Consider the following 16,307-nt stretch of genomic DNA (forward strand, 5'->3'; position numbering starts at 1 on the left):
GAGATGTCTGAGGCATCTTTGAACACTGCCCCTGTGCAGGAAAACCGCGTGAACAAGCCGCTGTTCCTGATCTCTGGCGGTTTTATCGCGCTGTTCTGCGTCGCGGCCCTTGTCGATCTGGAGGCCCTTTCGGGTGCTGTGGATTGGGGTTTCAATGTTGCGGCTACCTATTTTGGCCTCTACTGGCAGGTGCTGCTGCTGGCCACCTTCCTGATCGGCCTGCTGCTGTGCGTTTTGCCCGGCGGTCGTGCCATCATGGGCGGCTTAGCCGCGCCCGAGTTCACCACCTTCCAGTGGGGCTCGATGGTCATGTGTACACTGCTGGCCGGTGGCGGCGTGTTCTGGGCGGCGGGTGAGCCGATTGCCCATTTCCTGTACCCCGCGCCGCTTTACGGTGGTGAAGGGGTAACGGCCGAGGCCGTGAACCCGGCCATCGCCCAGAGCTTCATGCACTGGGGTTTCCTCGCATGGGCCATTCTCGGTTCGCTGACCACGGTTATGCTGATGCACTACCATTATGAAAAGGGTCTGCCGCTGGCGCCGCGCACGCTGCTCTACCCGGTGTTCGGCGACAAGGCGATCAACGGGCCGATTGGCCTGATTGCGGATGCGTCCTCGATCATCGCTGTGGTTGCGGGTACGGTTGGTCCGATCGGCTTCCTGGGTCTGCAGGTGAGCTATGGTCTGGCCGATCTGTTCGGCTTTTCGGATACGTTTGCCCTGCAGGCGACCGTGATTGCCGGGCTGGCTGCGATCTACACGATCTCGGCCATGACGGGTCTGTCGCGTGGTATTCAGGTTCTGTCCAAGGTCAACGTGATACTGGCGGCTTTCCTGTTGTTGTTCGTGCTGATCGCAGGACCAACCGGGTTCATCTTTGGCTCGTTCTTCTCGGGCTTTGGCACTTACGTGGGCAACTTCTTCCAGATGGCACTCTATCGGGGTGAGGCCGGTCTGTTCGGCGAACCCGGCTGGCTGGGCTGGTGGACCGTGTTCTTCTGGGGTTGGTTCATGGGCTATGGCCCGCTGATGGCAATGTTCATTGCGCGAGTGTCGCGCGGTCGTTCGATCCGCTCGATCATCATCATGCTGTCGATCATCGCGCCGATCGTGACCAACTTTTGGTTCACCATCATCGGTGGCACCGGCATCGCCATGGAGCTTGAGAACCCCGGCACGATCGCCACCGCATTCGAAGGCTTCAACCTGCCTGCCGCCCTGCTGGCGATCACCAACAACCTTCCGATGGGCTTCGTGATCTCGATCCTGTTCCTGATCCTGACGACCATTTTTGTTGCTACCACCGGCGACTCGATGAGCTATGTCATCTCTGCGACCATGAGCAACGAGAACAACCCACCCGCAGCGCTGCGCGTGTTCTGGGGCATCGCGATGGGCCTCATGGCCATCATCCTGATCTCGGTTGGATCAGGCGGTGTGTCCAAGCTGCAGAGCTTTATCGTGGTGACCGCTGTTCCGGTGTCTCTGATCTTGCTACCGTCGCTTTGGGATGCGCTGCGCATCACGCTGGCGAAGGGCAAAGAGAGCTAAGCGATCCAGGCTGGGCCGGACCCTCCGGCCCGCCAAAATGCCTGAAGGTTTCAGGAGAAGACCAGATATTAGCACTTGAGGAGGCACAACCGAATGACAGACGTTTCCCGTCGTGATCCGAATATGGTGATGCGCCTTGCCCGCCTTGGCTCCATGCACCAATCGCGCCTTTCGTTCATGCGTATCCTGACGCGACGACTGGCTCGGGAAAACTGGCGGTTTGAAAAAACTGCGTTCGAGATTGACAGCACCGGCGTTGGCCATGCCGTCTATACCGCGCATGGGCCCGAGCGGTCCTATTCACTGATCGCCTATGCCCATGATCTGCCGCCCGAAAAACGCTCGGACCGAGTGATCGCCGAGGCCTGGGATGCCACCTTCACCCTGTTTGACGGTGTGCCCACCGACGCCGATATCGAGCGTCTTTCGCGCAATATTCCCGTTCAGGAAGCTGGGCGCGTGACCGGGTCTGAACTGTCGGTGTCCCGCGCCAACCGCTCGGTGCGTTTGTGGGAGCATGTGGTGAGCGAATTGGCCGAAGGCCGTCAGCCCTCGACCGAGAAGATTGATGCGGTTGGTTACCTGATGCGGACCACTGCGGTTTACGGGTCCGGCAAGCTGGGCGCTGCGGATCGCGAAATGATCGCCGACCGTCCGGAATTTCGCGCGCCGTTCCAGGTTGAGATGCTGTCCGTCTACCTAACCCGCTGGTTCGTGACCGATCTCGTGCAATACATGGCTGATACCCGCGCTGCGGCTAACGGCGCGCAGGCCGCGAAGCTGGATGCTGGGATTGCCCGCTCGATGGGGATTGGGAACTCGACCGGTCTAGGAATGGCGCCGTTTTTGCTGAACCATCCGGTGCTGTTCAACAACTGGATGGCGGCACGGGAAGGCGCAATTCAGGTCGTGCGCGGGGTTGAGAAGGCCAGCGATGCGGAAATCGCGATGTTCCGTGATGTGCTGTTGCGCAATATGCAGATCGTTGAGACCTGGCAGTCCGAACACCCGATTCAAATCGAGAAACTCGCTGCCCTGCGGGCCGATATCGCCAAGTTGCAGGAGTATCTCTACAGTGCGGATCTTGGCGCGGATCATCCCTGGGACGCGCTTTATTCCTGGGCTGAGCAGTCACTGACGCTTGAGGGTCAAGAATGGATCGCCTCGCTGATGCTGGAACCCTACGGAGCATTGGTTGATGCCTTTGCAGAAGGCATGGCTGCAGATAACACCGCCACGTTCCGCATCGCCGGGGCCATGAAGATCGGTGATCTGCGGGCGCTGCTCAAGGATATCTACGGCTGGGCTATTGAGACCGATTGGGCCACCCCCGCCAGCAAGGCGCGCGCCTGGTACGTCTCGGAAGAAAAGCTAGAGCCGCGTCTGGGCGAACGCTTCGAAGAGCCGATCGAAGAATACGAGCAGCCGTTGGCTCCCGGTCGTGATGCCGCGCAGCTGTTTCAGGCGCTGGCCCATTGGTCGGATGATGCGCAAGTTGCTGATTTCCTGTTGCGCCACCCCGAACACCGCCACGTGCTGCGCCGCGTTCAGATCGTAGGGCGCGCGCCCTATGCCGAGATCCGCGATAACACGATCTCGGACCGGGTGCTGCCCATCGACATGTTACGCTGCAAGCTGTCCTTCTTCGGGGCGACCAAGTTCGACCCCCGCTCGGATCGGTGGGTGCGGATCTGTATGTATGGAAATGCGCCCCTGCCGCATGAACTGACATCTGAAAACGCCGATTTCTGGGTCTTCCCGGAACTTGAAGGGGCCGCTGCATGAGCCACTCTCTGAACGAAATCGAGGCTATGAGCAAACGCGCTGCGCGCGGTGCAGGCTTGTCCTGGGGCTTGGCGGAAGAGGCCGCCAAGGGAACGCGCTGGCTGTCGGCCTTCGGGTTTTCGGGCGCCGAATTGCTGGCCGACCTGTTGGAGATGAACGATCGTATCCCGTCGATCGACGTCTCACCTGTCTCGCTGAGCGCTGAGATCTGGCATGCGCCCACGCGCCGGATGAGCCCGCTGATCGCCGGGGCCTCGCTCAGCGACTGCGCTGTTCGTCTGATGAATCGCGGCTCGATCACCATGGAGAACGTCAGCCTGCCCTTGCTGGCCGTTCCTTTCATGGGAGGGGCTGCGCTGCGTTTGGGTGTACCGGTCGCGGCTGAATGGCAGGGCGCGCGTCTGGCAACGGATGGGCGGCAGATATGCGTACAGGCCACGCCTGAGGCGCTTGAGGCCCGCCACGCGGACAAGATGGTCTTTAGCGCACCGGCCGAGATGACAGGCCGCCGCGAGCCGGTCCTGCGCGCCGAGGTGTCCGACGCAGACTGGAACAGGCTTGGTGCCTTTGCCCACCGCACATTCGCTCCTGCGACCGAAGAAAGCCGCCTGCGCGGTGCTGGCGCGGGCCTCAGCGACAACGACTGAAACTTCGCCCCTTGCGACGAGGGGCACATACTTACGAACGGAAAAGAAGAATGACCGCCACCGAAACCCTGACTCTGGCCGAGATCGAAGATCTGGCCTTCCGCGCCCTTGTCAAAGCCGGAACATCCGAGGAAAACGCCCGCCCACTGGCCGCTGCGACCGCAATGACCGAAGCGGACGGCGTCGCCTCGCACGGGTTGGCCTATATCCCGATCTATGCGCAACATGTGGAATGCGGCAAGGTTGACGGGGCCGCCAAGCCTTTGGTTGCCCACCCGCGTCCGGCAGTTGTCACCGTGGATGCGGCCACCGGCTTCGCCCACAGCGCGATCGATTTGGGGTTCGAAAAGCTGATCCCGCTGGCACGCGAGCAGGGTGTTGCGGTACTGGCCATTAACAACTCGTATAACTGCGGCGTTCTGGGTGTGCATACCCAGCGTCTGGCGCAGGCAGGCCTGATGGGGATCGGGTTCACCAACGCGCCGGCCTCGATCGCGCCATCGGGTGGTTCAAAGCCGGTTGTCGGCACCAACCCTTTCTCGATCTCGGCCCCCGATACGGATGGAAACGCGGCGCTTCTGATCGACCAGTCTGCCAGCACTATCGCTAAAAGCGAAGTCATGAAACATGCCCGCGAAGGTAAGCCCGTGCCCGAAGGCTGGGTATTGGACGCTGACGGCCAGCCCACCACCGACCCCGAGGCTGGCCTCAAGGGCTCCATGGTCCCATCGGGCGGCTACAAAGGCGTGGGTATTGCCCTGACGGTCGAGCTTGTGGCCGCTGCGATGACCGGCGCAACGCTGGGTTCCGTCGCCAGCCCGTTCTCGGGCACTGCGGGTGGCCCACCGAAAACCGGTCAGTTCTTCATCGCAATTGACCCGCAGGCGACCTCGGGCGGGGCGTTCCAAGAGAAGCTGGGTGAGCTGATTGCCTCGTTCCGTGATCAGGATGGCGCACGACTGCCGGGCGATGGCCGCCGCACCTGCCGCGAACGGGCAGCAACCGAAGGTGTTGCGGTGAACGCTGCACTGCTGGAAAAAGTGCGCGCGCTTCTGTGAGGTGACATCGCATCAGAAGTAGGCTTAAGGTGCCAATCCTTGAGGGACTGGAAGACGTCATCGCTCACCGAGAAATGGAATTCGATCCGAGCGTGCTGTGAAAGAAGCATGCTCGAAGATCAACTGTTTACGTCATTGGTCCAGAAAGCCCCCTGTCAAAGGTCTTTCAACAGACGAAGGGCATCGTAAATCGCCGCGTGCGTGTTACGCGCGGCGACGGCGTCTCCGATACGGAACAGCTGGAAACGGCCCGCTGGGTTCGCAACAAGGTTTTGCGGCTGGCCGTTGATCAACGCGTCATGATCGACCTGTCCCAGATTTGAAGACAGGGGCTTGAGGTCGAAATACAGGTCGGCATTCGGCAATGTGCCATAGTTCAGAATGATCTGATCATAGGGCCTGTCTTGCAATTTTGCGCTGTAGTCTGATCCGATCTCGGCGATCAGTCGGTTCCCGTCCCGTCGGACGCCCTTGAGGCGGCGCGCCACGGTCAGAGTCACGTCCTTGTCTAGCAGGTTGGTCAGATACGGCGTGAGGTTCAGCCCCATCACATCGGGGGCAAAGCTGCGGTCAGGGGTCATGATTTCGACCTGCGCTGTGTCTGCGGCAATCTCGGCGGCTTGCAGCCCGGCGTGATCGCCAGCCTCATCAAAGATCAACACATCGCCACAGGCTTTTACGTCACCCGACAGAATGTCCCACGAGGTGATGACATGTGGCAGATCCTCCATCCGTTCATACAGCCGCATCTGAGGCAGCCCGCCAGTGGCCACGATGACCAGGTCCGGGTTCAGGGCGGTGACGTCCTCGGCCTCGGCCCAGGTGTTGAAATGAAAACGCACATCCCGTGCGGCGCATTGGGCCATGCGCCAGTCGATGATCCCGATCATCTCGCGCCGCCTTTGGGATTGCGCGGTCAGGCGTATCTGCCCACCGGGGTCCGAGGCGGCCTCGAACACCGCCACGTCATGACCGCGGACGGCAGCAACCCGCGCGGCTTCGAGCCCGCCGGGGCCAGTGCCAATGACCACAACCTTGCGCGGGGTCTCGGCCACCGGGATCAGATGCGGCATCGTCAGCTCGCGCCCGGTTGCGGCATTGTGGATACACAGTGCCTCGCCGCCTTCGTAAATACGGTCGAGGCAGTATGTAGCGCCGACGCAGGGCCGAATATCATCCTCGCGCCCCTCGACGATCTTCTGCACCAGATGCGGGTCGGCCATATGGGCGCGTGTCATGCCCACCATGTCCAGATGCCCTTCGGCCACGGCATGGCGGGCGGTGGCGACATCCGGAATACGGGCGGCGTGGAAGGTGGGCAGGCCGATCTCGGCCCGCATCCGGCCCGCGAAATCCAAATGCGGTGCAGCGGGAGACCCTTGCAACGGGATCACTTTTGACAGCGCGGCATCGCTATCGATCCGCCCGCGTGTCACGTTGAGGAAATCGACCAGCCCCTCATCCCTGAGAAGACGTGCGATGCGGAACCCTTCCTCCTCGCTCACACCGCCGGGGGTGGTTTCGTCCATCGAGAAGCGAACGCCCAGAAGGAACTCATCCCCCACCTTTTCGCGCATGCTGGCCAGAACCTCACGCGCAAAACGCGTGCGGCTTTCCAGCGTTTGCGGGCCGTATGGCCCCTCAAGTTCGTTCGTCAGTGGGGACCAGAACTGATCGGGCAGGTGGCCGTAGCACTCGATTTCCAGCCCGTCCATGCCACCCGCCTTCATGCGTTCGGCCGCATCGGCATAGTCCTGAATGACCCGCGCTATGTCCCAATCCTCCATGAGTTTGGGATTGTAGCGATGCGCGGTTTCGTGATGATGCGTCGGCGCGACCGAGGGCAGCCAGTCGCCCTTGCTCCACCCGGTACGGCGGCCCAGATGGGTCAGCTGGATCATCACCGCGCAGTCGTGATCATGCAGCTCATCCGTGAGGTTTTTGATCCAAGGCACCACCTCATCTCGATAGGCCAAGACGTTGTTGAACGCCGGAGGGCTGTCTTTGGACACACAGGCCGACCCGGCCGTCATCGCCAGCGCAACACCAGCCTTGGCGCGCTCCGCATGATAGGCGCGGTAGCGGTCCTTGGGCATGCCGTCTTCGGGATAGGCGGGTTCATGACTGGTGGTCATGATCCGATTGCGCAGGGTGAGGTGCTTCAACTGGTATGGCTGCAGAAGTGGATCGTTGCTCATTGCTTTGCTCTCACGGAAAAGCTGGTGTATGCAGAGAAATAGGCTCGGTATGATCCTGAACAGGTCGCGACTGCGAAGAAAGGGCTGTAGGCTACTCCTTCGCCGTATCGTCCGCGTTCAGGTTCAGATGCGCCATACCGCTGCTGCCCAGATCGACGGCTGCAAATGGGCCGCCGTGATGGATATTGGCGGGATCAAGGGGGTCAAGCGGGCCGTCCTTGGCAAAGATATCATCGGCGAATTGCTCGGCATTGTCCTTGGGCTGGAAACCCAGATGCCGCGCCTTAGCGTTGTCAACGGGCGCGCGGTCATTGTCGGACACGCCATAGACGATGCTGAATCCGGTGACCGGGGTCTTGATCGCCTGTTCCACCATATGGACCAGATCATCATAGCTGAGCCACGTCCCAACCGCGCGGCTGTTCGTGACCTGCGCGCAAGACAGGATGCGCAGGCAGACGGCCTCGAGCCCGCGTTTATCCCAGTACAGCGAAGCGAGGTCTTCGGCGAAGCACTTGGCAAGCCCATAGAACGTGTCTGGTCTGTGTGGAGCGTCGATGCCAATGAAATCGGTCTTTTTGTGCATGCCGACCGCGTGGATCGACGAGGCATAGATCACCCGCCGCAGATTGTTGCGATGGGCGGCCTCCCACACGGTATAGGCGCCGTAGAAGTTCGGGCCCCAAAGCACATCCATCGGGGCCTCATCCGCGATGGCGCCGAAATGAACCACCATATCCGCGCCTTCCAGCAGCTCTGTCATGGCTTCAAGATCGGCAAGGTCGGCCTTCACGTAGCTTTCGTTCGGCGCGAGGTTGGGCACGCCGTCGGCAATGTCCGAGGAGACCAGCTCGTCGCACAGTTTCGAAAGCGGCCCGCGCAAATATGATCCAAGCCGTCCCGCTGCGCCGGTGAGGACTAGTTTCTTCATGGGCGAACTCCTTTCAGATTGGCAACGGCATCTGCGATGCGGTTCAGGGCCGTGTTGAGAACGTCTTCGGACGCGGCGGTCGAAATGCGAAAAAAGGGCGATAGTTCATAGGCGCTGCCGGGAACTGCCGCCACGCCGGCTGCGCTGAGAAGATAGGCGGTCACATCTGCGTCCGAGTTCAGAGTTGCGCCATCGGGAGTCATAGCCCCGATCAGCCCCTCACAGCCGATCAGACCGTAGAACGCTCCGCCCGGCGGGTCGAGCGTCAGGCCGGGAATGTCGCGGATGCGCTCGACCACAAGGTCGCGGCGGGCCTCGAACGCGGTGCAAAACCGGCGCACCTCATCCTGCGGTCCGTTCAAAGCAGCCGCCGCAGCGGCCTGCGCGATCGAGCAAGCGCCCGAAGAAATCTGGCTTTGCACCTTGGTCATCGCGGCGATCAGCTCTTTCGGGCCTGCGCCATAGCCGATGCGCCACCCGGTCATCGCATAGGCCTTGGAGACCCCGTTTACTGTCAACGTCCTATCTTTCAGGGTCGGGCACAGGGCTGCGAAAGACCGGAAGACGCGATTGTCGAACAGGATGTGTTCGTAGATCTCATCGGACAGGATCAGGATGCGGTCGTGTTGTTCCAGAACCGCGCCGAGGGCCGCAATCTCAGCGTCCGAATAGACTGCGCCCGAGGGGTTCGAGGGTTGGTTCAGCAGCAGCCAGCGTGTTTTGGGTGTGATCGCGTCGGCCAGCCTGTCAGGTGTCAGGCGAAATCCGTCCTCAGCCGGGCATTCGATAGTCACTGGCGTACCGCCAAGGATGAGCACTATGTCCTTGTACTGCCCAAAGTAAGGCGCGCAGAGCAGAACTTCGTCGCCCGGCTCGAGCGTGGCCATGAAAGCGTTGAACAGCACCTGCTTGGCCCCGTTCGACACGATGACTTCATCGGGGGCGTAGGTCAGATCGTTCTCGCGCTGCAGTTTGTCGACAACAGCCTGCCGCATGGTCAGGGTGCCGTTGGTGGGTGGGTATTTGGTCTCGCCCGCCAGAGCCGCCTGATGCGCGGCTTCCTTGATGTGGTCGGGTGTGTCGAAATCGGGCTCTCCGAGACCCAGATCTATGACATCCTCACCCCGTGCGCTGGCCTCTTTGGCGGCCTGACTGACCCAAGCCGAGGCCGAGGGCTTCACGGATGCAAGGCGCGAGGCGGCAAAGCTCATTTAAGGTGATCTTTCGTCTGGGCCAGAGCCGTGTCAGCTGCGCGCGCCAGAAGGCCCGTATCAATGGCATTGGCAACGAAGGTGAACCCTTCGTTCAAAAGCTCGGCCGCAAAGGCCGGGTCGGTGACCAGGGTGCCAACGGGAACCCCGCGCGCGATCAGTTTCTGCGCGGCTTTTCTGATCTCGGACCAGACCTCGGGGTGCATGGTATTGCCGACATGACCCAGATCGGCTGCAATATCCGCCGGGCCGAAGAAGATGCCGCTGACACCATCGACAGTGCCGATGGCCTCGGCCTGCTCCAAGGCGGTGCGGGATTCCACTTGCAGCAGAACCGTCAGTTCGTCTTCGCAGCGCGTCACATAGTCCTTGATCCGCCCAAAACCCGTTGCGCGGCTTGCGCCTGCCATCCCGCGAACCCCGCGCGGGGGGTAGCGCGTGGCCGCGACCGCGCGTTCGGCTTCTTCCACCGATTGGATCATCGGAAACAGAAGCCCCGGCGCGCCGAGGTCAAGCAGACGCTTGACCACAACCGCATCATTCCACTCGACGCGAACAAGTGCTGTGGTCTGATACGCCTCGAAGGCTTGCAGCTGAGACAACACGCTGTGATAGTCGTTCGCGCTGTGCTCCATGTCGATCAGCGCCCAGTCGTAGCCTGCAGTGGCTATGACTTCGGCTGCATTGTTACTGCACAGGCTGACCCACACACCAACTTGTTTGTCGCCATTTGCGATCGCATGGGTGAAGCGGTTGGGTATTAGCTCCATTAGATCACTGCCTTTTCGATGATTGGTTGTCCGGCCGGGATACGTTCGTAGTTGAAGGGCGTCATGTCGAGCGCGCGGTATTCGCCATAGGTCAGCCACTCGGCCGTGCCACGCCCCATCGCAGGAGACTGCTGCAGACCGTGGCCCGAGAACCCGTTTAGGAAGATGAAGTTCGACAGCTCGGTATGCGGGCCCATGATTGCGTTGTGATCGAAGGTGTTCATCGCATAATGCCCGGCCCATTCGCTTTGCAGCTTGATCGCTTCGAATTGCGGGATACGGGTGGCGAGGACGGGCCAGACGTGGTTTTCCCAGAAGGCGTGATCCATGTTGAAATCATCGAAATCCACAGCCGGGTCGATGTCGGAATGTCCGCCGCATTGATACGTGCCGCCTCCGACCTCGCGCACATGAACGCCTGATGGATCAATGGTCAACGGCAAGTCGCGGTCCAGCGGCTGTTCGGCCTTGAAAATCCAGGAATAGCGTTTGCGCGGTTCGACCGGCACGTCAATCCCAGCCATCTGCGCGGTTCTGGCGGCCCGAGGGCCGGACGCATTGACCACCTGTCCGCACGCAATAACGTCGCCCGAGGCGAGCGTGACGCTTTCGACCTTGGTGCCTGCGGCGTTTCGGGTGATCTCGACGACTTCGTTCTGGATCCATTCGACGCCACGCTCGCGGCTTTGTCGCCGCCACCAGTGATCGAGGGCTGCGCCGTCGAAATAGCCTTCGTCAACCAGATTGATCGAGCCCAGAACGATGTCATCGACATTGTAGAACGGGTAGGCGGCCTTGATCTCATCTGCGCTCATCAGTTGCGTTGCCGCCCCTGCCGCCAACTGCACCTTCTGGTTCTCGCGCAGCACGTTGGCAAAGCCTTCGGTGTCGGCCAGATACATGTAGCCAAAGGAATGGATCGAAAGCTCGGGCACGCGGTCGTCTCCACCCATATAGCCGCGTAGGTTCTTGACGAAGTCGGCGGCAAACTGGCTGATCCGCACGTTCAGCTCGGCCGAGAATTGCTGCCGGATACAGGAATTCGTATGCCCGGTCGAACATGAGGCAAAGGTCATGTCGCGTTCGATCACCAGAACCGAGCCATTGAAATCGGCATTGTCCGACAGGAACCAAGCGGTCGAGGCCCCCATGATCGCACCGCCTATGATCACCACATCATAGCTTTGCCGGGCCGGGCTTTGGTTGCTCATTCGTATTCTCCTTTTGCGACGGCACGATGGATCTGAGAGATCTCGGATGCCGTCAAGCCATAGTCGCGTGATGCTGTTTCGTCTGAAATATAGCCGAGCGCCAGATCACGCTTCACCATCTGTTTTGACCGTTCCGACGGGTCACCGTAGCCAGCACCGCCGGGGAACGCCATCACGACTTTGCGCCCGTGTGGTACAAACTGTTTACCTTTGACCCGCATGTCGGACCCGTCGTCCTGGGCAATGGTGGTGGGCGCGCCATTTCCCCCGCCACGGCGACCGCGCGCGGGGTATTGGCTGCGGTCGAACATGGCCTGAATGTCGAACTCGTACCCCTCTTGCGCGCCGACCTCCATATACTGTCCCAGCCCGCCGCGCGTTTTCCCAGCACCGCCGCTGTCGGGCCGCAGTTCCTTGCGCCAGATGATGACCGGACCGGCGTGTTCGGTGGCCTCAATCGGCATGGTCATGACGCCCGAGGGGAAGGCGGTGGCGTTCATCCCGTCGTGTTCCGGCCTTGCGCCCGACCCGCCCGAGTTGAAGGTCAGCACCTCGGATCGGCGGGCCCCTTCAGGGGCCGGAGCATCGGTGCGGGGGCGAAGACTGACCTGAAAGTTGCACAAACATCCCGCGCCTTCGGCGGGGACAAGGCCGGGAACGATCTTGTCGAACGCGTCATAGACCGCATCGGGCACGAAATGGCCCACGATATGGCGCAGTGCGACCGGAGCCGGATGAAGCGCATTCACAATGGTGTTCTCGGGCGCGGTGACTTCAAACGGTGCCAATGATGCCGCGTTATTGGGGATCTCGGGCGCAATTGCGACCTTGAGCGCGTAACAGGCATAGGCTTTGGTATAGACCAGCGGGCAGTTGATCCCTTTCTTGTCCACCCCCGAGGTTCCGGAGAAATCGGTCACGATCCTGTCGCCTTCGACGCTAATCCTGACCTTTAACGTGATCGGAGTATCAAAACCGTCCATCGTCATTTCACCCTCAGCGGTTTTCTGAGGCAGGGCGGCGATACGCTCCAGTGTCGCTCGGCGGGAATTGTCGAGGATGAATGCGGCGATCCCATCGAGGGTTTCGAGGTCGAACTCCTCCATCATGTCGATCAGGCGGCGATGGCCGATTTCGTTGCAGGTGGTCAGAGCATAGATGTCTCCGATCAGCTGATCCGGCTCGCGCACATTGCCGCGAATGAGGCGCACCAGCGTTTCATCCACATTGCCGCGGTCAGCGAATTTCATGATAGGGATATACAGCCCTTCCTCATAGACGCTTTGCGCATCGGCCCCAAAGCCGCGCCCGCCGATATCCACGATATGCGCGGTACAGGCGAAGAAGCCGACCAGCGCGCCCTTGTGAAAGGACGGGGTGACCATGGTGATGTCATGTAGGTGGCCTGTGCCCTCCCACGGGTCATTGGTGATGTAGACGTCGCCGTCATGCATGTTCTGTCGGCCAATTCGGCGAATGAAATGCGCGACCGCATCTGCCATCGCGTTCACATGACCCGGCGTACCGGTCACGGCTTGTGCCAGCATGTTCCCATGTGTGTCGTAGACCCCCGCCGACAGATCCCCGGCCTCGCGGACCGAGGTTGAGAACGCCGTCCGAACCAACGCGTGCGCCTGTTCCTCGACAACCGAGATCAGACGGTTCCACATGACCTGATAGGTGACTTTGGACTGCTCTTTGCTCATCACGCGGCTCCTTTTGTCACAACGTCGATACAGCCATCGGGCTGGCGGATCGCGTCCCGGCTGGCGGGGATGACGATGGTCGTTTCATCCTCGGTCACGATTGCAGGTCCCTGCGCGCGCTGCCCGGTCTGCATGCTAGCGCGGTCGATGGTATCGGCGTCCAGGTAACGGCCGGATGCAGCGTCAAAGACCTGTCGTGCGCCTTCGGATATGGCCGGGCCAGTTGCGTCCGAGACGGCAATCGGCGCGACATCTTCGGGTGGGGTGCTGGCGTTGACGGACCAGACGGTGATTTCGATATCCATGCCCGCGACCGGGCGGCCAAAAAGCTTGGTATAGCCTTCCTCGAACCGGGTCTGATAGGTGGCGGCGTCGGGGTTCATCGCCTGTTCTTCGGTCAGCTCGATCGGGATTTCCCAGCCCTGACCGGAATAGCGCATATAGGCTTTGAAATCGGTCCGGATCGGGCTGGTCGCATCGCAGGTTCGCACAAAGCCCGTTGTTTCGTCCCTCAGATCGGACAAAAGCTGACTGATCCGGTTCGCGTCGAAATCGCTGAGCTTCATATAGACCGAGCGGTTGGCCTCGAAACTGAAGGGCGCGCGCAGGAACCCGATGGCCGAGCCGACTCCGGCCCCAGGCGGAACCAGCAGGCGTTCGACCCCAAGCTTTTCACACAGACGCCCGGCGTGCAGAGGGGCCGCGCCGCCAAAAGCAATCATGGTGTATTCGCTCAGGTCTTCACCATTCTCAACGGCGTGAACGCGTGCGGCGTTGGCCATGTTCTCGTCCACCACCTCGGCCACACCAAAGGCGGCCTCGACTGGGTCCATGTCCAGCGTACTGCCAATGTGGTCGGTCAGCGCGGATTTGGAGTCGTCAGGGTGCAAAACGATAGAGCCACCGGCGAAATTGTTCGGGTCCAGCTTGCCGAGAACCAGATCAGCGTCCGTTACACCGGGGCGCGTGCCACCGCGCCCGTAACAGGCCGGGCCGGGCTCGGACCCCGCGCTTTCCGGACCCACGCGGATCTGGCGCATCCCGTCCACATGGGCCAGGCTGCCGCCGCCCGCGCCGATTTCGACCATGTCGATCACCGGGATCGAAATCGGCATGCCCGAGCCTTTCTTGAACCGATAGGTCCGCGCGACCTCAAACACGCGGCTGGTTTTGGGGGTCTGGTTCTTGATCATGCAGATCTTGGCCGTGGTGCCGCCCATGTCAAAGCTCAGCACTTTGTCCAACCCGTAGCGCGCAGCGATATGGGCCGCGAAAACCGCGCCACCTGCGGGGCCGCTTTCGACCAGCCGCACCGGGAAATCGGCCGCATTCTGGATTGAGATGATGCCGCCACCCGAATGCATCAGGAAGATCCGGCATTTAACGCCTTGCGTGCGCAATTGATCCTCGAGCCGGCCTAGGTATGAGGCCATCAACGGCTTGATATAGGCATTTGCGACGACCGTGTTGAACCGCTCATACTCACGCATCTGAGGCGAAACCTCGGACGAGATTGAGACCGAAACGTCCGGCAGTTTCTCGGCCAGAACCTCGCGCACCAAATGCTCATGCGTTGGGTTGAGGTAGGAGTGGATTAACCCCACCGCCACCGATTCAAACCCGGCTTGCGCAATCCGATCCACAACGGCTTCGACATCGGCGCGGGTCAGATCAACCAGAACTTCGCCACGGGCATCGACGCGGCCGGGAACGGTAAAGCGCATGTGGCGTGGCAGCAGCGGGTCAGGCAGTTTGAGGTTCAGATCATACTGCTCGAACCGGCTTTCGGTGCGCATTTCGATCACGTCGCGGAACCCTTCCGTCGTAATCAGCGCCGTTTTCGCCCCACGGCGTTCGATCAGCGCGTTGGTCGCCAGCGTGGTGCCGTGGATGATCTGGTCAATCTGGCCCGGAGTGACCCCGGCCTTGGCACAGACCTGCTGCATCCCGTCGATGATCGCGTCTTCCGGCGCGGCATAGGTTGTCAGCACTTTTGTTGAAAATGTCTGTCCATCCTTTTCCAGAACGACATCGGTAAAGGTGCCGCCGATATCAACGCCCAGTCGGATAGAGTGTGAAGCCATGCCCGTGCCCGCTTGAAAGAGTACCTGTCAAACGCGACTAAAACGCAGCTCGGGACGAAAAATCAAATTGCTTAAATTTCTACTCCTGATCAGTTTTCTTTATCCTGCTTGGGGCCTGAGCTGTGCTGCGATTTCCGCCGCATGTTCCACAAAACGGGCGGCCCGTGTTGGATCGTAGCGGGCGAAAAACCGCAGCGGCTCGGCCGTCCAATCGGATTGAAGTTCCAACAGGGCGCCAGCGTCGATCTCGCGCTGGACCAGAGGGCGCGGCAGCAACGCGATCCCGAGACCCTCTGAGACCATCGGAACGCAGGCTGACAAAGCGTTCGAATGCACGATTTTCTGCGCGTCTAGCCCGCGTTCCTGCGCCATGGCGTGCAGGCTGTGCCCTGCAATTGTGTGGCGAGCATGGGTCAGAACGGAGAATGCGAAAAACCGGTCGACGCTGCGCCCGTCGGGTAAGCCTGAGGCGAGTGTCGTGTTGGCCACCCACACATAGTCTTCACCGGTCAGTTCCCTTGTCCCGTCCAGTTCCGTTTTGAATGGCCCGTTCTGCACCGCAAGATCAAGCTGCCCCTCCAGCAGCTTTTCATCAATCGTTCTGGACAGGTCTACCACAAGCTCAACGCTCAGATTGGGATAGTGTTGCTTGAGGCTCCGCAGAAAGTCCTGCAGCCATGTGCAGGCGACCAGTTCGGTGACGCCAAGACGCAACCGCTCCTGAATCAGATCCTGTCGGTCGGCTTCCTCCAACAGGGCTTCGGTCGCGCGGAGAACCGTTCTGGTTTTCTCCAATAGCGCCTCTCCTTTCGCTGTCAGACGCACAGAGCCTGCATCGCGATACAGCAGCTTTGTGCCCAACGCCTCTTCCAGCATGGCGATGCGTGACGAGATGTTGGGCTGCGTCGTCGCAAGCGCGATTGCCGCGGCGCGGAAGGTTCCCATGTCGACCACGAAGGTAAAGGCTTCGAGCTGTTTGAGCGTGACTTGGTTCTTTATCATTCCAACTTTTGAGCATCAGAGAAACTGATCGTCAATCGTTCAGGGCAAGAGCCCGTCCGTTTGATGTCTGGTCGGTAGAGAATTGGTTTGCGTGCGGCGGCGAATAGGGCGATCAACGGGGCGACTCGACCACGTGCCGGATAACAGGAGGCA

At 60.7% G+C, this 16,307-nt stretch carries 12 protein-coding genes; 4 read left to right on the top strand and 8 right to left on the bottom strand.

Annotated elements, in window-relative coordinates:
* Window positions 1-3: 3 nt before the first annotated feature.
* From ACR0IP_RS12455 to ACR0IP_RS12470, 4 genes are all read left to right on the top strand, one after another.
* On the top strand, window positions 4-1,551 hold the full coding sequence (locus ACR0IP_RS12455) for a BCCT family transporter (protein ID WP_480525855.1): 1,548 nt from the start codon (window positions 4-6) through the stop codon (window positions 1,549-1,551).
* Window positions 1,552-1,644: 93 nt separating this feature from the next.
* The gene (locus ACR0IP_RS12460) at window positions 1,645-3,336 is read left to right on the top strand and encodes a hypothetical protein (protein ID WP_480525857.1); all 1,692 of its coding nucleotides are present in this window, start codon (window positions 1,645-1,647) and stop codon (window positions 3,334-3,336) included.
* On the top strand, window positions 3,333-3,983 hold the full coding sequence (locus ACR0IP_RS12465) for a DUF3726 domain-containing protein (protein WP_480525859.1): 651 nt from the start codon (window positions 3,333-3,335) through the stop codon (window positions 3,981-3,983). The genes ACR0IP_RS12460 and ACR0IP_RS12465 overlap by 4 nt, the downstream gene beginning before the upstream one ends.
* 50 nt (window positions 3,984-4,033) lie before the next feature.
* Window positions 4,034-5,041, top strand: a complete 1,008-nt coding sequence (locus ACR0IP_RS12470) for an Ldh family oxidoreductase (RefSeq protein WP_480525861.1) — start codon at window positions 4,034-4,036, stop codon at window positions 5,039-5,041.
* Window positions 5,042-5,196: 155 nt separating this feature from the next.
* On the opposite strand, the gene ACR0IP_RS12475 is transcribed toward ACR0IP_RS12470, so the two are convergent.
* The 8 genes from ACR0IP_RS12475 to ACR0IP_RS12510 all read right to left on the bottom strand — a co-directional run bounded on the left by ACR0IP_RS12475 (window position 5,197) and on the right by ACR0IP_RS12510 (window position 16,154).
* Window positions 5,197-7,239, bottom strand: coding sequence for an oxidoreductase (locus ACR0IP_RS12475; protein ID WP_480525862.1), 2,043 nt, complete (start codon window positions 7,237-7,239; stop codon window positions 5,197-5,199).
* A 91-nt stretch (window positions 7,240-7,330) separates the two neighbouring features.
* On the bottom strand, window positions 7,331-8,170 hold the full coding sequence (locus tag ACR0IP_RS12480; RefSeq protein WP_480525864.1) for an NAD-dependent epimerase/dehydratase family protein: 840 nt from the start codon (window positions 8,168-8,170) through the stop codon (window positions 7,331-7,333).
* Window positions 8,167-9,381, bottom strand: a complete 1,215-nt coding sequence (locus ACR0IP_RS12485) for a pyridoxal phosphate-dependent aminotransferase (protein WP_480525866.1) — start codon at window positions 9,379-9,381, stop codon at window positions 8,167-8,169. The genes ACR0IP_RS12480 and ACR0IP_RS12485 overlap by 4 nt, the downstream gene beginning before the upstream one ends.
* The gene (locus ACR0IP_RS12490; RefSeq protein WP_480525868.1) at window positions 9,378-10,151 is read right to left on the bottom strand and encodes an HpcH/HpaI aldolase family protein; all 774 of its coding nucleotides are present in this window, start codon (window positions 10,149-10,151) and stop codon (window positions 9,378-9,380) included. The genes ACR0IP_RS12485 and ACR0IP_RS12490 overlap by 4 nt, the downstream gene beginning before the upstream one ends.
* Window positions 10,151-11,362 (bottom strand): NAD(P)/FAD-dependent oxidoreductase, encoded by a 1,212-nt coding sequence (locus ACR0IP_RS12495; RefSeq protein WP_480525870.1) that lies wholly within the window; start codon window positions 11,360-11,362, stop codon window positions 10,151-10,153. Before ACR0IP_RS12495 ends, ACR0IP_RS12490 begins: the two co-directional genes overlap by 1 nt.
* Entirely contained in the window at window positions 11,359-13,068 is a 1,710-nt protein-coding gene (locus ACR0IP_RS12500) for a hydantoinase B/oxoprolinase family protein (protein ID WP_480525872.1), read from the bottom strand. The genes ACR0IP_RS12495 and ACR0IP_RS12500 overlap by 4 nt, the downstream gene beginning before the upstream one ends.
* Window positions 13,068-15,152 (bottom strand): hydantoinase/oxoprolinase family protein, encoded by a 2,085-nt coding sequence (locus ACR0IP_RS12505; RefSeq protein ID WP_480525873.1) that lies wholly within the window; start codon window positions 15,150-15,152, stop codon window positions 13,068-13,070. Before ACR0IP_RS12505 ends, ACR0IP_RS12500 begins: the two co-directional genes overlap by 1 nt.
* Before the next feature lie 99 nt (window positions 15,153-15,251).
* Window positions 15,252-16,154, bottom strand: coding sequence for a LysR family transcriptional regulator (locus tag ACR0IP_RS12510; RefSeq protein WP_480525875.1), 903 nt, complete (start codon window positions 16,152-16,154; stop codon window positions 15,252-15,254).
* Window positions 16,155-16,307 lie beyond the last annotated feature (153 nt).

Source organism: Ruegeria sp. AL11 (genome assembly GCF_056540865.1).